This window comes from Diaphorobacter sp. HDW4A, assembly GCF_011305995.1.
In the GTDB taxonomy this organism is placed as follows: Bacteria; Pseudomonadota; Gammaproteobacteria; order Burkholderiales; family Burkholderiaceae_C; genus Diaphorobacter_A.
Window position 1 is genome coordinate 1,913,206 of record NZ_CP049910.1, and the last position, 17,969, is coordinate 1,931,174.

Annotated in this window: 18 protein-coding genes; 3 read left to right on the forward strand and 15 right to left on the reverse strand. The window is 59.3% G+C overall.

What is annotated here, in order from left to right:
* Positions 1-2: 2 nt before the first annotated feature.
* Positions 3-854, forward strand: a complete 852-nt coding sequence (locus G7047_RS08600) for a CoA ester lyase (RefSeq protein ID WP_166303582.1) — start codon at positions 3-5, stop codon at positions 852-854.
* Between the two features lie 32 nt (positions 855-886).
* Here the strand turns inward: G7047_RS08600 and G7047_RS08605 are convergent, their stop codons facing one another.
* Entirely contained in the window at positions 887-2,152 is a 1,266-nt protein-coding gene (locus tag G7047_RS08605; RefSeq protein ID WP_240939414.1) for an alpha-hydroxy acid oxidase, read from the reverse strand.
* Between the two features lie 225 nt (positions 2,153-2,377).
* On the opposite strand from G7047_RS08605, the gene G7047_RS08610 reads away from it, so the two are divergent.
* Positions 2,378-3,691 carry an MFS transporter gene (locus G7047_RS08610; RefSeq protein WP_166303585.1) on the forward strand — a complete coding sequence of 438 codons (1,314 nt, stop codon included), beginning with the start codon at positions 2,378-2,380 and terminating at the stop codon, positions 3,689-3,691.
* 90 nt (positions 3,692-3,781) lie between these two features.
* Here the strand turns inward: G7047_RS08610 and G7047_RS08615 are convergent, their stop codons facing one another.
* Genes G7047_RS08615 through G7047_RS08630 form a run of 4 tightly spaced genes read right to left on the reverse strand, consistent with a single transcriptional unit; the run spans position 3,782 to position 6,165 of the window.
* Positions 3,782-4,111 (reverse strand): EthD family reductase, encoded by a 330-nt coding sequence (locus G7047_RS08615; protein WP_166303588.1) that lies wholly within the window; start codon positions 4,109-4,111, stop codon positions 3,782-3,784.
* 1 nt (position 4,112) lies between these two features.
* Positions 4,113-4,883 carry a class II aldolase/adducin family protein gene (locus tag G7047_RS08620; RefSeq protein ID WP_166303592.1) on the reverse strand — a complete coding sequence of 257 codons (771 nt, stop codon included), beginning with the start codon at positions 4,881-4,883 and terminating at the stop codon, positions 4,113-4,115.
* Between the two features lie 20 nt (positions 4,884-4,903).
* The gene (locus G7047_RS08625) at positions 4,904-5,788 is read right to left on the reverse strand and encodes an NAD(P)-dependent oxidoreductase (RefSeq protein WP_166303596.1); all 885 of its coding nucleotides are present in this window, start codon (positions 5,786-5,788) and stop codon (positions 4,904-4,906) included.
* The gene (locus tag G7047_RS08630) at positions 5,788-6,165 is read right to left on the reverse strand and encodes a carboxymuconolactone decarboxylase family protein (protein WP_166311961.1); all 378 of its coding nucleotides are present in this window, start codon (positions 6,163-6,165) and stop codon (positions 5,788-5,790) included. Before G7047_RS08630 ends, G7047_RS08625 begins: the two co-directional genes overlap by 1 nt.
* A gap of 367 nt (positions 6,166-6,532) precedes the next feature.
* On the opposite strand from G7047_RS08630, the gene G7047_RS08635 reads away from it, so the two are divergent.
* Positions 6,533-7,447, forward strand: coding sequence for an IclR family transcriptional regulator (locus G7047_RS08635; protein ID WP_166303598.1), 915 nt, complete (start codon positions 6,533-6,535; stop codon positions 7,445-7,447).
* A 54-nt stretch (positions 7,448-7,501) separates the two neighbouring features.
* Here G7047_RS08635 and G7047_RS08640 read toward each other — a convergent pair whose 3' ends face one another.
* The 10 genes from G7047_RS08640 to G7047_RS08685 all read right to left on the reverse strand — a co-directional run bounded on the left by G7047_RS08640 (position 7,502) and on the right by G7047_RS08685 (position 17,969).
* Positions 7,502-8,419, reverse strand: coding sequence for an SMP-30/gluconolactonase/LRE family protein (locus G7047_RS08640; protein ID WP_240939415.1), 918 nt, complete (start codon positions 8,417-8,419; stop codon positions 7,502-7,504).
* A gap of 103 nt (positions 8,420-8,522) precedes the next feature.
* Positions 8,523-9,425, reverse strand: coding sequence for an NAD(P)-dependent oxidoreductase (locus tag G7047_RS08645; RefSeq protein ID WP_166303602.1), 903 nt, complete (start codon positions 9,423-9,425; stop codon positions 8,523-8,525).
* A 66-nt stretch (positions 9,426-9,491) separates the two neighbouring features.
* Positions 9,492-10,991, reverse strand: coding sequence for an aldehyde dehydrogenase (locus G7047_RS08650; RefSeq protein WP_166303606.1), 1,500 nt, complete (start codon positions 10,989-10,991; stop codon positions 9,492-9,494).
* Positions 10,992-11,071: 80 nt separating this feature from the next.
* Positions 11,072-12,076, reverse strand: a complete 1,005-nt coding sequence (locus tag G7047_RS08655) for a tripartite tricarboxylate transporter substrate binding protein (RefSeq protein ID WP_166303610.1) — start codon at positions 12,074-12,076, stop codon at positions 11,072-11,074.
* Between the two features lie 37 nt (positions 12,077-12,113).
* Entirely contained in the window at positions 12,114-12,986 is an 873-nt protein-coding gene (locus G7047_RS08660) for an alpha/beta hydrolase (RefSeq protein ID WP_166303614.1), read from the reverse strand.
* A 49-nt stretch (positions 12,987-13,035) separates the two neighbouring features.
* The gene (locus tag G7047_RS08665; protein WP_166303617.1) at positions 13,036-13,743 is read right to left on the reverse strand and encodes a 4-carboxy-4-hydroxy-2-oxoadipate aldolase/oxaloacetate decarboxylase; all 708 of its coding nucleotides are present in this window, start codon (positions 13,741-13,743) and stop codon (positions 13,036-13,038) included.
* Between the two features lie 23 nt (positions 13,744-13,766).
* Positions 13,767-14,963 (reverse strand): alpha-hydroxy acid oxidase, encoded by a 1,197-nt coding sequence (locus G7047_RS08670; RefSeq protein ID WP_166303620.1) that lies wholly within the window; start codon positions 14,961-14,963, stop codon positions 13,767-13,769.
* A gap of 187 nt (positions 14,964-15,150) precedes the next feature.
* Entirely contained in the window at positions 15,151-16,074 is a 924-nt protein-coding gene (locus G7047_RS08675) for an SMP-30/gluconolactonase/LRE family protein (RefSeq protein WP_166303622.1), read from the reverse strand.
* Positions 16,075-16,098: 24 nt separating this feature from the next.
* Positions 16,099-17,406, reverse strand: coding sequence for a TRAP transporter large permease (locus G7047_RS08680; RefSeq protein WP_240939416.1), 1,308 nt, complete (start codon positions 17,404-17,406; stop codon positions 16,099-16,101).
* On the reverse strand, positions 17,403-17,969 hold the full coding sequence (locus tag G7047_RS08685; RefSeq protein WP_166303625.1) for a TRAP transporter small permease: 567 nt from the start codon (positions 17,967-17,969) through the stop codon (positions 17,403-17,405). Before G7047_RS08685 ends, G7047_RS08680 begins: the two co-directional genes overlap by 4 nt.

Here is a 17,969-nt window from a genome sequence, read left to right on the forward strand (position 1 = left end):
TTATGTCGATTCAATGTTCTCAATTGTCCATAGTGGTCCGGGCGCGCAGTTTCCTGTTTGTTCCAGCAAACCAGCCCGAACGCGTCTTCAAAGCGCTGGCAACAGCCACAGACTGCGTCATTGTTGATCTCGAGGATGCCGTCGCACCCGGCAGCAAACAGGTCGCTCGTGAACAGCTTGCACAAACACTCCAGCAATGCGGCGCACAGCAATTGAAGAACATGCTGGTTCGCGTGAATGCGGTGGGTACGCCATGGCACGAAGCCGACATTGCGCTGCTCAGACACTGGATGAATACAGGGTTGGCTACCATGCTTCCCAAGGCCGAGTGCGCAGCTTCATTGCGCGAGGTGGCGAAGAATCTGGGACCTGACACTCAGCTTGTGGCGCTGATTGAATCCTTGGCTGGACTTGACGCCGCCAATGCACTGGCGAGTGATGCTCAGGTCGCGCGTCTTGCCTTTGGCCATCTCGACTTTCAATTGGATCTGGGAATGCAGGCGTCAGCGCAGGAACCTGAATTGGCATTTGCCCGCAACGCCGTCGTCTGCGCGTCCCGTCGCGCAGGCCTACCTGCGCCCATTGATGGCGTCACCGTAGATACGGGCAATGCAGATCGCCTGATATCCGATGCTAGCCGTGCTCGTGCTTTCGGCTTTGGGGCAAAGCTGTGCATCCATCCTTCACAAATCCTGCACGTGAATGAGGCGTTTGGCTACACCGATGCCGAACGCGACTGGGCGACGAAGGTATTGGAAGGGGCGGCAAAGCATGCGGGCGAAACTTTCAGCCTCGACGGGCGCATGGTGGATCTCCCGGTGATACGTGCTGCGCAAGCGGCGTTGCGCACGTAGTCATGCTTTGCCGCTCGCGGTGGCCTGTCATTTCAAACTTGGTCAAACCTTACCGGGTCAACACGCTTTTCACCCGTTGACGGAAATCGGGATGGTTGAAATGGCGAATCCGGACTGAATAAATTGCCCGGATTCAGTGAAGCAAAGGATGTGCACCCCATCTGCTTCAAAACCATATCGATTTCATTCTTCATGATCTGCAACGCCTTACTCACTCCTGCTTGTCCTGCTGCGGCCACACCGAACAAGGAGGGGCGCCCGAAGATTGCCGAGTCAGCTCCTAGGCAGCGCGCAATCACCACATCGGATCCTCTTCGCACACCGCTATCCAGAATCAAGGTGCAATCATCGCCTACCGCTTCGCGAATCAGGGGCAACATTTCTACAGGAGATGGCGCTGCATCCAGTTGACGACCTCCGTGGTTTGAGACCACCAAGCCGTCCGCGCCAAGCTCAACGGCCTTGCGCGCATCGTCGGGGTGCATGATTCCTTTGATGGCCAAAGGACCATGCCACGCGCGGCGGATGCGCACGATGTTGTCCCATGAGACCAGTGGCGCTGGCGTGAGCGTGCCGAACAGATCCGCTACCGCTTCCGCATTGGCTCCGGCTGGTGCATAGGGCTGCCAGTTCTTCATCATCGGCACGCCACCGGTGCGCAGATAGCGAAGCACCCACAGCGGGTGGCCCAGCGCCTCGAAAGCGACGGCTGGCGTCATACGGAACGGGCGCGCAAAGCCATTGCGCTTGTTGCGTTCGCGATTGGAGTTCACCGGCACATCCACGGTCACCACCAGTACGCGCACCTTGGTACGGATGGCGCGTTGCACCATGTCGTTGTTAATGCGTTCATCGCGTGTGCAATACATCTGGAACCAGACGTTTTCAGGGGCAAGTTCCATCGCTTCCTCGATGGATGAGTTGGCGGAGCTCGACAGCATGAACGGCACGTTCGCCGCTTTGGCCGCCAGGGCCTGCATGAGATCCGCACCCGGCCGCCAGAGGCCCGCAAGTCCTGTGGGCGAGATGCCGATCGGGCTCGCATAGCGATGCCCGAACAGTTGCACGCTCTGATCCACTTGGGACACATCGCGCAAGTAGCGAGGGACCAGACAGTGCCGCGTGAATGCATCGCGATTGCGACGCATGCAATGCTCGTCGTCTGCGCCGCCATCGATGAATTCAAAAGCAATTTTTGGCAATTTTCTGCGTGCCAGCAGGCGCAGATCTTCAAGGTTCACAGCGAACTGAATATTCATGTTGTTGTCTCTCTTTGTTTGGATGTACAGCTGGTACATCGATGAAGCGCAGTTTTGCATGAGCTGGCTGTGCGTGTGCCGCTTTCGCTTTTGCTTAGTTCACCGTGTGAAATTTTGGCTTTTGCCGCATGTTTTCGACGCGGGCCTTGTCTATACGATCTGGCCCGGATGACAGCATCTGAGGTTTCGGGAAAAGCGCTTTTTCCGGGCTTTCGAGGGGTAGTTCGCGTATCGGAAGTTCCATCAATAACCTAGGAGACAAACATGAAAGAAGACAGTGTGAAAGGACAGCCAGCGCTATGGCGGGTCTGTACCGCAGCCGTGGTCGGTTCGGCCATCGAAGGCTTTGATTTTCTGGCTTACGGCACGGCATCGGCGCTGGTGTTTGGCAAGGTGTTCTTTTCCAATCTCGATCCAGTCACGGCCAGCATCGCCTCGTTCGGCACCTTCGCGACCGGTCTGTTGGCAAGGCCCTTTGGTGGCCTGATCTTCGGGCACTATGGCGACCGGATCGGGCGCAAGCACATGCTCTCGCTCAGCCTGGTGATGATGGGGCTGGCCACGGTGGGGTTGGGCCTGGTTCCAAGCTACGCGGCCATTGGCTTGTGGGCACCTTTGCTGCTGGTGTTGCTGCGCATTGTTCAGGGCATCGCATTCGGTGGTGAATTCGGCGGCGCGATTCTCATGGCGGTGGAGCATGCTCCACCCAAGTGGAAAGGCATCCTCGGCGCTTTGCCTTTGGCGGGCGTGCCGATGGGGCTGGTTCTATCTTCGAGTGCCTTTGCGCTGGTGACCAAATTGCCTGAGAGCAGCTTTCTGGAGTGGGGCTGGCGCTTGCCGTTTCTTGCCAGCGTACTCCTGGTGGTCGGCGGGTACTACATTCGCTCAGCCATTCCAGAGTCGCCGGAGTTTCTGGAAGTGCAAAAGCAAAGCAACACGAGCAAGATGCCTGCTTTGGAGCTGATGCGCAAACACTGGAAGCTCACCTTGTTCACCATTGGCAACAAGCTGGGCGAAGTGACGCTGTACTACACGGTGACCGTGTTCCTGATCGCATACGCCATCAAGATCGGCTACAGCCGAAGCGACACGATTCAGGCGCTGCTCTATGGTGCGATGGCACAGGTGACGGGGATGGTGATCGCCGGGTGGTTCTGCTCGCGTTTTGATGGGCGCAACATCGCACGCATCGGAGGGCTGGTGCTGGCTGCGGCGATTCCAGGGCTGATCGCACTGATCGAGAGCCGCAGTGCGTTCAGTCTGGATCTGGCAATGATCCTGGCGTTGGGCGTTGTTCACCCCATGATCTATGCGCCGCAAGCGGCCTTCTACAGCGCGCAGTTTCCGGCACATCTGCGGTACTCTGGGTTGTCTGTCGGCATCCAGTTCGGCGCGGCCATCGGCGGAGGCTTAGCTCCTATCGTTGCAACGCAACTGGCGGCGCACTATGGGAACCTGAGTGGAGTGGTTTACTACGTTGGGGCGATGGGATTGTTGGCGACGATCTGCGCGAGCTTCATGCGTCGCTCGGAGCCGAAGACGCAACGCGAACATGAACTGGCTGTGGTTGGGAGCTGAAATGGGGCGAGGGGATATCGCCTGACGACCCATCAGAAAAAAATGCCCGCGGCGTCAAAACCGCGGGCATTTTTGTCAAGTGCTGCCGCTTCAGTTCCAGATGATCTGAAACTCACGTGCGAAGACAGACATACCCCGCTCTGCGAAGTTGGCGGAGTCGCCCAGAAGCGTTTTTCCTTCAGACGATGCAAGTGCGGCGGCGAGTGCGGCTTCGGATTTGAACCAGATCTCGGAGATACCGTCATAACCCAGCTGAGGGAAGCGCTGACGATCCACCAGATTGATGCTGTAACGCAGCACATGCGGAACACTCTTGCATAGCTCCGCGTGCTTGTTGAGCCAGTAGTTTTCGAACTGCTCCTGAGACATCGCGGCTTTCTTCACCAGAAAGCCAATACGTTTAACGGCGTTGTGATGCATTTCAGTTTTTGTACGAAGGGTCACGGCGGTCAAGGTAGCGGAGCATGGCGGGCCACTCCAGCACACCATGCGGGCGACGCACTTCGGGTTTGTAGAGGTGTTCCGTGCGGGCAACGACGTCTGGGTCCGCGTGGTTGAGCTCGGCGTTGCAAGCCATGGCATCTACCTGGGCTCTGCAAGCCATCTCAAGCCAGTACACGGTGTTGAAGGCCTGTGCGATGTCGGCGCTGGCGACCAGCAGACCATGATTGCGCAGGACCATGGAGTCGTGCATGCCGAGATCCTTCACCAGACGTTCGCGCTCGCCGAGGTCAATCGCCGGGCCTTCGAAGTCGTGGTACGGAACGCTGGCGAATCGCATCGCCGTCTGGGTCAATGGCAGCAATCCGCATTTGAGCGCAGACACCGCCATGCCGGCGCGTGAATGGGTGTGGATGACGCAATGCACGTCTTGGCGCGCTGTATGCACTGCGCTGTGGATCACATAACCGGCGCGGTTCACGCCATAGGTTTCGTTGGGGTTGAAGATTTCATTGCCTTCTAGGTCGATGGTGATCAGGCTGGAGGCGGTGATTTCTTCATACATGAACCCGAACGGGTTGATGAGAATGCGGTCGGGTTGGCCGGGAATGCTCGCGGTGATGTGGTTGTAGATCAAATCGCTCATGCCAAAAAGCGGCATCAGCCGATAGGCTGCGGCGAGATTGACGCGGGTTTCCCACTCCTGCTCGGAAACGGTATCCCGGGTGTTGATGGGCAGGTCTCTTTTCATGCTTGTTCTCCTTGTGAAATTCAGTGTCTGGAAGCGATGTAGGCATGCACGGCGGTGTGATCGGCGCGTGGGCCTAGAGCGTCATCCGCGTTGGCGGAAATCTGGAGCACGCTGCGAACGAACGGATCGGCAATGTTCATGGCGGTGATGAACTCCTCGGCGGTCGCCACATCCTTGCGCATGAGCTTGAGCGCAAAGCCGTAGTCATAGGTGCCGCTGAGCATGGAAGGCTCCACCTTCAGTTCGGTGGTGGCGTTCTTGCCCGATGAAACGTTGAACACCTGATTGACCAGATGCGGGTCGATGCCGAAGCGCTGCGCTGCCACCAGTGCCTCACTCACGGCAATCAAGCCTGCGGCAGATACATAGTTGTTGAGCGCCTTGACCGCATGGCCCGCGCCTGCTTCGCCCACGCGGATGATGCTGCCGCCAAGATGCGCTAGCAGGGGCTGTGCCAGTTCAAACGCAGCAAGGGATCCTCCGGCCATGACGGACAATGTTCCATTGATCGCCCGCTTGATGCCTCCGGACACCGGTGCATCCACAAAATGAATGCCCTGGGCCAGAAGCCGCTCAGCGTTGACTTTGGAGTTAGCGGGATTGGAGGAACCCATGTCGATGACGACCGAACCCTCCCGCAGATGTTGTGCAATGCCCCTCTGGCCCCAGATCACGGCATCTACCACTTTGCTGTCGGGCAGCATGCAGACGATGGCGTCCTTGTCGGCAACCGTTTCTGCCGCACTCCGGTTGAAGTGAAACCCCTGAATGGATTGCAAGGGTGCTGCATTGGCCGGGTTCAGGTCACATGCGGTGACAGTCAAACCGGCATTGAGCAGATTGGCAACCATAGGCGCACCCATATTGCCGAGGCCAAACCATCCGATATTTCTCAGCGTCGGCATCACACGCCTCCTTCGCTGAACACTTCACGTGCCACGCGGAATGCGTCCATGCCCGCAGGAATGCCGCAATACACCGCGGCTTGCAGCAGGATCTCTTGAATTTCCGATTGGCTCAGGCCATTGTTGAGTGCACCTTTTATATGCAGCTTGAGCTGCTGTGGCCGGTTGAGCGCGCTCAGCATTGCCAGGTTCAGAGCGCTGCGCATGCGGCGATCAAGTCCTGGGCGATTCCAGATTTCGTCCCAGCAATAGGCGGAGGCAAGCTCTTCCATAGGTTTGGAAAACTCGTCTGCCTTCGTGAGAGATTGGTTCACATGGTTTTGGCCCAGCACTTGCGCGCGTGTCTTCGCGCCTGCTGTAATGGATTCTGGATTCATGAGCTTCTCGTTCTGTAGTGTGGAAAGTGAAGCAGGAGCGAGTCCGGGTCTCATTCCATGAACGACCCGCTCTGAGTCTGCTGCTTTCAGTTTAGGCAGATGCCTCAGCGCGGGAAGAGGCGATCCAACAAGAGTTTCATCCAGCAAAAAGTTAGGCACTGGCACCCATGAGGGCTACCTGAGGGCAAACGCGGAATGCAAGTTCCGAATGATTTTCATACAATGAAAATCGCAACCCACTGCAGCTGATTTCAAGGTACATGCCCGCTACTGCGAATGGCCGTTTGGATGCAACATGCGTGAAATTCAGGGGGCCTGGTCTGGCGCACAGGCGTCGTTGCCAGGCACGCATAACAAGGAGACAACCATGCTTGAAACCATGCTTGCAGCAGACGCATGCATTGATTTGCCACCCAACGGTATGGACGTACCCATCGCACAGGCAAAGGGCAGGAGCCGCGCGAGACAAGTGCCGGCCAACAGCAGCGCGAATGATCAGGTGTGCGCGCCCACGGGAACCCGCAGCGTGGAGCGCACGCTTGCCATCATCAAGGAGTTGAGTTGTCGCGGCGAATTCGGCTGGCGTCTCACGGACTTGGCCGAACATGTGGGGCTGGACCGGGCCACCTGTCACCGCATCTTGTCTTGCCTCGTCAACGAAGGCTTCGCCCAGCGCTACCCGCAGGACGCCAAGTACTACCCGGGACATTTGCTGTTCGAGATGGGGCTGGCGTTGCCTCAGTATTCGCAGCTCAGGGAACTGGCGGAGCCTCGCCTGGCGCATCTGAGCCTGTTGACCGGCTGCATCGCCAGCCTGAGTCTGCGCAGTGGCAATGATCTCGTATGCGTCTTTCAGCAGCGCGGCAATATCGAATTGGCCGGAATGATGATCCGCGTGGGCACGCGCAGACCGTTGATTGGCGCGGTGGGCGGTCTGGCCATGCTGGATGCGCTGCCGCAGGTCATCGCACAGCGGATCATCGATTCCAACGTCGAGTCAGAAGAATCCCACCGAGGTGTGCGAAGGCTAGAAGGTTTCGAGCGCATGCGTGAACACAGCCGCGAGCGGGGCTTCGCCTTCAGCGCAGGTGATCTGGCCCCGGGCATGTATGCGCTGGCCGTGCCGCTGCTGGACACAAGTGCCATGGCCGTGGCAGCAGTCACCCTGACGGGGGCAGCGTTGTCGTTCAGCGAGGAAGCCGTACTGAAATGCCATGCGCAATTGTTGAGCGCGAAGGTCGATCTGGAGGCGGATTTCGCACGGTGTTTCAAACGGCATTGAGCAGTGCCGGGCGAGCGCCATGCACGGCTCTCGCACGGTATTTCGGCTTCGGCCTCAGATGTTGAAATTCAACTCCAATCCTGCATCTGGCCATTCCAACTCAATGAGCTGTCCGCTCCAGGACAGGGTGACATAGGCCATCTTGCGATCCTTGCCGCCAAAGCAGATGTTGGTGGAGTAGGGCTCCGGCATCTTCACTTGGTGCAGGACTTTTCCTTCCGGCGAAATCACCGTGATCGCTCCGGCGATGAGCGTAGCCACGCAGATATTGCCGTCCGCCTGAACGGCGAGACTGTCAAAACGCTGATAACCCGGCAGTCCGCAGACAAGATGGCCACCGTTGGGTGATGGAAAGCCCTCGTGCGACACCTTGCCGGGCCGGATGATGGGATAGGCCCAGAGGCGCGAAGTCTCTGTCTCCGCGACATAGAGCGTGCGCTGATCCGGCGACAGGCCGATGCCGTTAGGATTGGCTACCGGATGTGCTACTTCCACGATGGAACTGCCATCAGGCTTTGCGTAGTAGATGCTGCCCACTTCGCGCTGGCGCTTGCGGATCTTGCCGAAGTCGGTGAAGTAGAAGCCTCCTTCCGCATCGAACACCAGATCATTGGGTGCGGTCAGCGGCACGTCATTGCAGTGCGTGTAGAGCGTGCTCACTTTGCCGGTTTCAAGGTCGATCCGCTGAATGGATCCGGTTCTGTAGTCGGCTGGCAGTTCACCATGGACGACATGGCACTCGCCATTCACGTCCTTGACGATGAAACCACCGTTGTTGCAGACATAGAGCGCGCCATCCGGGCCCGCCGCGAGGCCATTGGGCCCGCCACCAGTGCTGGCCACCAGGCTCACGCGGCCATCAGGATGCACCCGCGAAACGCGGCCTGCGGCGATTTCGACAAAGCAGATGGAACCGTCGCTGAGTGCAACCGGACCTTCAGGGAATCGCAGGTTTTTTGCCAGAACTTTCAAAGCATGTCTCCGAGTGGTTTGGCTTGAAGATACCAAGCAAAAGGGAGCCATCATCGCGATGGCACCCCATGCTTTTCAATGGATGAAAATGCCGTGCAGCTGATCAGGCGACTTTCATGTTCTTGTCGACCACTTCAATCACAATGGGAAAGTAGCGACCGCCCAGGCCATTTTTGGCAGCAGACGCGTAGTAGCGCCTTGCCAGCCCGGTGAAGGCTGATGCGGTGTTGGTCTGGTCCGCGAGTTCCATCACGTAGTCGATGTCCTTGAGCGCGTATTCCGGTGGAAATCCACCCTGTGGAAACTCACGCGGAAGCATCGCCTTGCGGCCGTGGTTGCGCAGCACGAAGCTGTCTCCGGAGCCCTTGGAGACGGCGTCCAGCAGCAACGCGGGCTCGACACCTGCTCGCTGGCCCAGCACCATCATTTCGGCGAGCGCGGCGGTGTTCTCGAATACCAGTGCGTTGTTGATCAGCTTGACGACCTGACCGCAACCCACGCCGCCGCATAGCGTCACATCCGAGCCGATGTAGCGCAGCCATGGCTCGATGCGTGTGAACAGCCCGGGCTCTGCGCCCACCATGATGCTGAGCTCGCCACGGCGCGCCGATTCGGCCGTGCGTGCAACCGGAGCATCCGCAAACTCGACGCCGAGCGCGGCCAGCAGCGGTGCGATCTTGCGAGCCGTGGCCACCTGCGTGGTGCTCAGATCCACGATGATGGATGGGCGCTTGCTGCCGCTGGTGAGGCCGTTTTCACCCAGACAGACTGCCTCCACATGGGAGCTGCCAGGAAGCGACATGAAGACTACATCGGCCTGCGCGCCCAGCTCCGCGAGAGAGCCGACAACGCGCGCCTTGGTGTCGGCAACTGCTTGCAGCGCAGCGGGCTTCATGTCGCACACCAGCACGTCGCCGTCGTGCTTGACTGCCATGTTGCGGGCCATGGGTCCGCCGATGTTGCCAAGGCCTACGAAGCCGATGGTCGGGATGGATGCTTGAGTCATGGTGCTGTCTCCTTTTGAGAACGGGTTTTTGAAATGTGGTTCTGGTGCGTGCGAAGGTGAAAAAATTCAGACCTTGATGACAAACGGGTCCTGGATCTCTTCGCTGGTTTCGCACCAGACGCTTTTGGTCTTGAGGAACTGATCGACGGATTCCATACCGTTCACGCGGCCCTGGCCACTGTCCTTGTAGCCGCCGAACGGCGAATTGAATGCGAGTGCGCGGTAGGTGTTGATCCACACGGTTCCAGCTTGCAGACGGCGGGCGAGGGTGTGAGCCCGTCGGAAATCGCGGGTCCACACGCCTGCGGCCAAGCCGAATCGTGTGCCATTGGCCATTGCGATGACCTGTTCGTCATCGCTGAACGGCGTGATCGCCAGTACCGGGCCAAAGACTTCTTCATGCAGCAGCGGGTTGTCGCTGGCCAGTTGATGAACGATGGTGGGCTCGAAGAAGTAGCCGCCCTCCAGCCCCGGCACGTTGGCGCGTTTGCCGCCGCACAGCAGGCTTGCGCCCGCAGTGAGAGACTTGGCAACCATGGATTCGTTCTTGGCCAGTTGAGCGGCGGTGGCTGCAGGCCCCATCTGCGTCTGTGGCGAGAGCGGGTCACCGAGGCGGATGGCCTTGGCGCGGGCGGCGAGCTTGTCCAGCACTTCGTCATAGATGCTCTCATGCACATAGGCACGTGAGCCCGCGATGCAGGTCTGCCCAGCCGCCGCGAAGATACCCGAGAGAATGCCCACCACGGCATTGTCCACCGCCGCATCGTCGAACAAGATGTTCGGGCTCTTGCCGCCCAGCTCCAGCGTGCAACTGGCAAGTCGTGCACCAGCACGCGCGGCGATTGCGCGACCGGCTCCATCGCTGCCGGTGAAGCTGATCTTGGCCACATCCGGGTGATCGACCAATGCTTCCCCAGCCTGACGGGCACCGGTCACGACGTTGATCACGCCCGGTGGAATGCCCGCTTCCTGCGCCAGACGTGCCAGCTCGATTGCCGAGGCGGAGGTGACCTCCGACGGTTTGATGACCACCGTATTGCCCGCAGCCAACGCGGGCGCGCAGCTCATGATGGTGAGAAATGTGGGGGAGTTCCACGGCACGATGATGCCCACCACACCCAAAGGCTCGCGCAGCGTGTAGTTGAGCACGCTACGTCGCTCCAATGGAATCACCCGGCCTTCGACCTTGTCTGCGAGGCCGCCGAAGTAGTAGAGCCAGTCGCAGGCAACCCGCGCCTGGGCTGTCATCTCACTGAGCAGCTTGCCGTTCTGCAGGGATTCGAGCCGCGCAATGGTCTCGGCATTGGCGGCGATCTTTTCTCCCCAAGCCATCAGCATGCGGCCGCGGCGCGTGGGAGACAACTGGCCCCAAGGGCCTTCGAGTGCCTGCGACGCAGCGCGCACGGCGGCATCCACATCGGCTGCGCACGATTCAACAAAGCGGCCCCAGTGTTTGCCAGTGGTTGGATTGGTGGCCTGAAACTGACGTGCCTGCTGACCCGGCACGTTCGCTCCGCCGATGTGATTCAGATAGACGGGGCCATCTGTTGAGGCGAGTTGATTCATTCGGTCTCCTGAAACCGTTTTTTATGGATGTGAGTGGGGTAGGAGGTGGTGGTGCTCACTGTCCCGTGCGGAAGCCGTCTTCAGTCGGGCTTGATGTGTGAGTTCTTCACTATGTCCCGCCACTTCAGCGTTTCGGCGGCCTGGTGCGTCTTCAACGCCTGAGGAGTGCCACCACCGACGATGCCACCTTGCTGCTCGATCCAGTTCGTGATGTCCTTCTGTGCGAGCACGGCTGAAACATCTGCACTGACCTTGTTCACGATATCGGGTGGCGTATTCGCCGGGGCATGCAGGCCCCACCATGCATAGACGGTGAAGCCCGGCAGGCCCCCAGCCTCGGCCACCGTGGGGATTTCTGGCAGCACGGCCACGCGCTCCGCGCTGGTGATGCCCATGATCCGTGCACCGCCGGCGCGAGCATGCGGAAGCACCACGGAACTGTTGTGAAACAGCACTTCATAGTGTCCGGCCAGTAGATCGGTCATCATCTGCGCGCTGGATTTGTAGGGAATGCCTTCCATCTCTATGCCAGTCATCTGCTTGAGCAACTCCGCCGAAAGATGGGGCGTGGTGCCTGCGCCGGGATGGCCGTAGCGCAGCTTGCCCTTGTTCTGCCTGGCGTAGGCGATCAGTTCCTTGAGGTTTTTTGCAGGCACGCTCGGGTGAATTACCAGCAGATTGGGCATGGACATGAGCATGGTGACCGGAGCCAGATCTTTGACCGGATCGTAGGGCAGTTTCTCCATCATGCTGCTGCCCACGGATACCGCACCGATGGTGCTCACGACCATGTTGTAGCCATCGGCTGACGCACGCACGCCGCGCTCGGTGCCGGTAATTCCGCCCAAGCCCGGTACATTCTCGATCACGACCGGTTGATTCCAACGCATGCTCAGTTGGGTCGCCACTTGGCGGCTGATGGCGTCCGGGCTGCTGCCCGCAGCCGACGCGACGATCAGCTTGACGGAGCGCGTTGGATATCCCACGCTGCCCGAAGTTGTCTGCGCCCAGGCAGTGATGCTCGTGAAGCCCGTGGTGCTCAACGCAGCGAGGGATATCCCCTTCAGAAAGTCCTTGCGCAACATGATTTTTCTCCTTTAGTTGTGGTTTTTTCTGGTCACGTCAGGCACAGCATTGGGTGACGACGAATTGCACGACGTCGTTCACGGCTTTGGCTGTGGAGGGCGAATCCGGCCTGGTCTTGACGAATCCTTCCACCTCGCCCGGGTACCAATTGAGCGTGACGTCTCCTCCGGCTTCTCGATAGGCCGTCACGAATCGCTCAAGGTGGGCGCGCGGATGCACGATGTCCTTGTCGCCCTGCAGGTACAGCACTGGTGGCAGTCGCGCCGCTTCGCCGCGCTCCAGCGCCAGCGCAGGGCTGCCTTCGCTCATCGCTTCTTCGTTGCCCCAATACTTGAGATGGTCTGGAATCACGCGATCGATCGTGGGCGGATAGTCGCCACCTGCACGCTGGAGATCGCATGCATAGCGGTAGCGCCCGAGCGGGTCGATCACCGGCCAGCACAGCACGGCACAGTTCACCGATGCGTCTTGATTTTCATTGGCGAGCGGCAGGGCGCTGTAGCGTGCATCTTTGGGTCGCATGGCTCCCAGAATGGCCTGGTGTGCGCCGCTGGACAATCCCATGATGCCCACCCGGTTCGCACTGCTGCGCCATTTTTTCGCATTCGCTTTGAGCCAGCGGATCGCGTAGTTGATGTCCTGCATCGATGCCGGATATGCAGCATCGGGAGGCATGCGGAAATCAATCGCGGCGACGACGATGCCGCGTTGCGCCAGCGAATAGTTGAAGCGGTCTTCATCCAGCCGATCTCCCCGGCACCAAGCGCCACCGTGGACTTCCGCGATCAGAGGGAATGGGCCGGGCCCTTCGGGTTGGTGGATTCGCACCTGCAGGGTGATTCCCGGATGCACCAGATAGTCGATGTCATGCGTAGTGACTTCGTGGAGCGTATCGGTGGTTGCCGTCATGTGTTTATTCTCCAGTGTGTTCGTGGTTTTCAATTCATCACTTGTTCATTCAATCGTCGAAGGCACCGTCCACTTCGTGGACATTCATGCCCGCGTAGATGGCAGCCGCGCCGCTGAGCTCCCAGACCGGGATGCCAGCACGTACTTTCTCTGCGGCTTCGTCTTCCTTCGCCATCTTGGTCTGGGCAGCATCGACAATGCTGCGCGCTTCGTCGCGTGGAACGCAGAGCACACCGTCGCCATCGGCAATGATCAGATCGCCCGGGCGCACTTCCACACCTTCACAGACCACGGGTGCATTCACAAAGCCTTCGCCGCGCTTGTCGGGATGAATCGGCCAGATGTGGGTGGACCAGACGGGGAACCCCAGCGCGCGCACCTGATCCACATCGCGCACGCAGCCTTGGACCACGACGCCCGCCAGTCCCTTCCTCTGTGCATAGCGGGTAGCCAGATCGCCCCATTGCGCGCCCGAGAGTTCCGCTTGGCAGACAACCACCAGCACATCTCCCGGCTCAGCGAGGTAGAGCGCGCGGTGCATCATCAGGTTGTCGCCGGGCCAGCAGAAGGCCGTGACCGCGGGACCTGCGATCTTCTGCTGCCCTTCCTTGATGGGGTGCATACGTGCCCCCATCAACGCGGGGCGACCGCGCACCCCCATGGATTCGTGCACATCGGCGACGGTAACCGCTTGAGCGCGGGCGACGACGGTGGGGTCAACCCGGCGAACTTTCAGATAGACCTTGGAAGCATTCATGATGTTGTCCTTGCTTGAGTTGATCAGGCGTGCAGAGCCTGGATTGGCGTTGGGTGCAGCCTGTGTACGGGTGGCGAGCGCAGCCAATCGGCGCTCAGGTCATTGAAGTCGGCACAGCCCATCTGTGCGAGCACCATGTCGATTTCGTTGTGCATGATCTGCAGCACCCGGGCCACGCCGGGCTGCCCACCGGCTGCAACGCCAAAGAGCGACGGGCGCCCGAAGATGCAGGCACGCGCGCCCAGGCAACGGGCGATGACTACGTCGGAGCCGCGCCGCACGCCGCTGTCCAGAATCAGCTCCATGCGATCGCCAACGGCAGCAGCGATCATGGGCAGCATCTCCAGAGACGCGGGCGCGGCATCCAGTTGACGGCCCCCGTGGTTGGAGACTACAAGGCCGTTGACTCCGAGGCGCGCAGCTTCGAACGCGTCTTCCGGGTGCAGCAGACCCTTGATCAACATGGGTCCCGGCCACGCGGCGCGGATGCGCTTGATATGTTCCCAACTCACCATGGGCGCTGGCGTCAGGGTGCCGTACAGATCGGCCACATCGGTGGCTGCCGCGTTCTGGCCCGCGTAGGGCTTCCAGTTCTGCATCATCGGAACGCCTCCGGTGCGCAGATAGCGCAGCACCCAGGCGGGGTGTCCCAGCGCTTCCAGAACGATGGCCGGTGTCATCCGAAACGGTCTGGCAAACCCATTGCGTTTGTTGCGTTCCCGGTTGGAGTTGACGGGAACGTCCACGGAAATCACCAGTACCTTGACCTGGCAGGCGATGGCGCGCTGCACGAGATCGGCATTGATCTGCTCATTGGTGGTGCAGTACATCTGGAACCAGACATGCTCAGGCGCGACCTTCATCACGTCTTCCAGTGCTGCGTTGCTGGCGCTGGAGAGCAGAAATGGCACGTTCGCATCGCGGGCTGCCGCCGCCTGCATCAGGTCGGCATCGGGTCTCCACAATCCGGCCAATCCGGTGGGCGATATGCCGATGGGGCTGGCGTAACTGCGACCGAAAAGGGACACCGTCTGTATGCGCTTGCTCACGTCGCGCAGATAGCGGGGAAGCAGGCAATGCCTGGAAAAGGCGTCCCGGTTGCGTTGCATACCCCGTTCGTCATCAGCACCACCGTCAATAAAATCAAACGCGATGCGAGGCAGTCGGCGACGCGCCAGAGTGCGCATGTCTTCGAGATTGATGGCTTTTTGAATGTTCATTTTGGGCGGCTTGAATGCTTGCCGTAACCATAAATCGCGTTGCGGTGCTTGAGTGGCTTGCGGACGTCAACAGTTTCATGTGCTGAACTTCTGTGAGTACCGCGTGCAGGAAGAGGGGAGGGTGACAGGCGGCGGCATTGCACGGCGGGCCAGTGATACCGCCCGCGCAAGCCGCACCAGAAATAGCTCAGCGAGCTTTGGAGTGGGAATACATGCTGCGCCCTGCAACGGGCACTCGGGCTGTGAGGATGCTGCCGGTACGCGATTCGATCATGTACAGAGTGCGCCCATCAGCACCGCCGTAGGCGCAGTTGGTGGTGGCAAGTCCCTCGGGGGCGTCAATGCGATACAGCGGCTCGCCCTTGGGGCTGAAGATCCAGACGGCTCCAAAGCCTACGTGGCACACTGCCAGACCGCCTTGTTCATCCAGCGCAATCCCATCAGGCCCGCCGCCGCCCGACATCTGTATGTAGACGCCTACCTTGGTGGCGCTGCCGTCGGGCATGAGCGGTACCCGCCAGATGGCGTTGTCGCGGGTGGCCGCGAGGTAGACGGCTGTTTCGTCCAGGTTCATGACGAGCCCGTTGGGGCTGGGTACGCAATCGAGCACCACATCCAGTTGCCCATTGGTGCGCAAGCGCATGAGGCGGCCGGTGGCGTCATGCAATCCGGTCTGTCCCTGATCGGTGAAGTACAGATCTCCATTGCTGGCGAAGAACAGGTCGTTGCAGCCTTTGAAGCGCTCGAGCCTTGCGCGCTCCAGATAGGGATCGATGCGGCCCGTACGAGGGTCCAGCACCATGATTCCGTTACGGCAGTCGGCGATGAAGGCTCGGCCATCGGGGTGAAATTTCAGTCCATTGGGCTCACCTGCATATTCGGTGACGAGTTCGACATTGCCTTTAGGGTCGATGCGGAAGATGCGGCCCCAGGGGATGTCAACGACCCACAGATTGCCATCGAGATCGAATGAGGGGCCTTCGAGAAACACGCCAGCCTGTGCGCCGTGCAGTTGCGTGTTGCACCACTCGCTGCGCTTGTCATGCGAAAGGAAATTTTCGGGGATTTTGGTGAAGACTTCCGCCTTCAGTTTTTCAGGAGGTGCGAACATGTTCAATTTCCAAAGTCGGGTTGATCAATTGCCGGTGACGCGGTTAGGTAGCCACAGCGCCAATTCGGGCCAGGCCACCAGCATGAGCAGCAGCACGAACATCAACAGGTGAAACGGGACAGTGCCTACGACCACATCTGAGATGCGGCCACGGGAAATGCTTTGAATCACGAACAGATTGATGCCAATGGGTGGTGTGATCTGCCCCATCTCGATGAACAGAACCACGATGATTCCGAACCACACCGGATCGATGCCATAGTTGGCCAGCAGCGGGTAGAGAAGGGGCACGGTGATCACGATCATCCCCAGACTCTCCACCAGTGCTCCCAGCGCGGTGAACAGGATCAGCAATGCCAGGAAGAATTCGACTTTGCTGAGCTTGAGTCCGATGATGAAGTTCGTCACATCTTCGCCAACGCCCGCATAGCTCATCGCATAAGAAAAGATGAAGGCCGCGTAGGTTATGAAAAGAATGTTGCTGATGGCGATGGTGGTGCGTTTGAGGCAGGCGACGAACTCACGCATCGGAAGTCTTCCGAACGTCAGGGCGATGATCAGCGCGAAGATGCATCCCGCTGCAGCTGCTTCCGTGGGTGTGGCGAGGCCCGAGTAGATGGAGCCCATGATTCCGCCGATCAACAGCATGAATGGCACGATGTCAATCAAGGCACGAAAGAGCAGTCGACGCGTGAGAACGCTGCGCTCTCTGGGGGAGATCTCAGGACGCATGATGGCTGCGAATCCGATGTACGTCATGAACAGCAGCGTCAGCACGATGCCCGGTACGATTCCCGCCATGAAGAGCTTGGCCACAGACGTTTCGGTGAACGTTGCATACACGATCATGGCGATCGACGGCGGAATCAGAACGCCCAGTGTGCCGCCTGCTGCTAGTGAGCCTGTGGAGAGTCTGCGGTCGTATCCCCTTGCCTCGAGCTGTGGTAGGGCCACCTTGCCAATCGCTGCCGCGGTGGCAATGCTGGAGCCACTGACTGCTGCGAAGACCGCGCAGCCGGCGACGTTAGTTTGCAGCAGGCCGCCTGGCACCTTGCGCACCAACTGCGACAGTCCTGCGTAGACCTTCATCGCGAGACCACTGCCCTGCAGTATCTCCGCCATCAACACGAACAACGGAATCGACGTCAGGGTATAGGCATCCATGCTCCCCCAACTCGTTATCCCCAGTCCATGAAGGGCACCGATACCACCCTGCATATACAGATAGACCACCGCTGGCAACATGATCGCAAATGGCACTGCCATGCCTGATGCCAGCAGCAGAAAGAACAAAATAAAAATGAAGACAATCTGATATTCACCGAACATCATGACTCCTTTTGTGATTGAGCGGCACGCAGACGCCTGAAATCGGCCGCCACCGTACGAAGCAGCGCCCAGCAGAGAACGGCGGCACCAATGGGCAGGGCAATTCGAGGTATCCAGAGTGGCGTCATCAGGTTGGTTGCTGCGACGTCTCCAGAATTCCAGGTCAGCCATTCGAAACGGATGAATTCGAAAAGCAGGATCAGTGAAACAGTCAGTGATGCAATGTCAAAAAAGAACAACAATCTTGCGCGTCCCACTGGGCCCAGCTTGTGCTCGACGAAGTGCACGCGGTGATAGGCATGGAGTGTCTGACCTGAACCCAGCGAGAGGAAGGAAATAGCGACCAGTGCGTAGCCGCCCAATTCATTGCTGATCTGGATGGACCATCCAAACAGGCTGCGCACCACAATTTCGACACCCATCATCACGATCAGGCCCAGCACAATGAGCTGACTGATCCAGCGACAGATTCTGGAGGGCGTGTCTTCGGCAGGGCTGAATACATCAGAATCTTCGCTCTCCGATTCGAGTGCACTCCCAATGTTGGCTTGAGAATTTGATGTCAT

Coding starts and splice junctions, on each gene's coding strand:
- G7047_RS08620 (WP_166303592.1), bottom strand. CDS start 4,883: ATGAAAAGAGACCTGCCCATCAACACCCGGGATACCGTTTCCGAGCAG.
- G7047_RS08600 (WP_166303582.1), top strand. CDS start 3: ATGTCGATTCAATGTTCTCAATTGTCCATAGTGGTCCGGGCGCGCAGT.
- G7047_RS08605 (WP_240939414.1), bottom strand. CDS start 2,152: ATGTACCAGCTGTACATCCAAACAAAGAGAGACAACAACATGAATATT.
- G7047_RS08625 (WP_166303596.1), bottom strand. CDS start 5,788: ATGCCGACGCTGAGAAATATCGGATGGTTTGGCCTCGGCAATATGGGT.
- G7047_RS08670 (WP_166303620.1), bottom strand. CDS start 14,963: ATGAACATTCAAAAAGCCATCAATCTCGAAGACATGCGCACTCTGGCG.
- G7047_RS08645 (WP_166303602.1), bottom strand. CDS start 9,425: ATGACTCAAGCATCCATCCCGACCATCGGCTTCGTAGGCCTTGGCAAC.
- G7047_RS08650 (WP_166303606.1), bottom strand. CDS start 10,991: ATGAATCAACTCGCCTCAACAGATGGCCCCGTCTATCTGAATCACATC.
- G7047_RS08615 (WP_166303588.1), bottom strand. CDS start 4,111: ATGCATCACAACGCCGTTAAACGTATTGGCTTTCTGGTGAAGAAAGCC.
- G7047_RS08660 (WP_166303614.1), bottom strand. CDS start 12,986: ATGACGGCAACCACCGATACGCTCCACGAAGTCACTACGCATGACATC.
- G7047_RS08610 (WP_166303585.1), top strand. CDS start 2,378: ATGAAAGAAGACAGTGTGAAAGGACAGCCAGCGCTATGGCGGGTCTGT.
- G7047_RS08635 (WP_166303598.1), top strand. CDS start 6,533: ATGCTTGAAACCATGCTTGCAGCAGACGCATGCATTGATTTGCCACCC.
- G7047_RS08665 (WP_166303617.1), bottom strand. CDS start 13,743: ATGAATGCTTCCAAGGTCTATCTGAAAGTTCGCCGGGTTGACCCCACC.
- G7047_RS08685 (WP_166303625.1), bottom strand. CDS start 17,969: ATGACATCAAATTCTCAAGCCAACATTGGGAGTGCACTCGAATCGGAG.
- G7047_RS08675 (WP_166303622.1), bottom strand. CDS start 16,074: ATGTTCGCACCTCCTGAAAAACTGAAGGCGGAAGTCTTCACCAAAATC.
- G7047_RS08680 (WP_240939416.1), bottom strand. CDS start 17,406: ATGATGTTCGGTGAATATCAGATTGTCTTCATTTTTATTTTGTTCTTT.
- G7047_RS08655 (WP_166303610.1), bottom strand. CDS start 12,076: ATGTTGCGCAAGGACTTTCTGAAGGGGATATCCCTCGCTGCGTTGAGC.
- G7047_RS08630 (WP_166311961.1), bottom strand. CDS start 6,165: ATGAATCCAGAATCCATTACAGCAGGCGCGAAGACACGCGCGCAAGTG.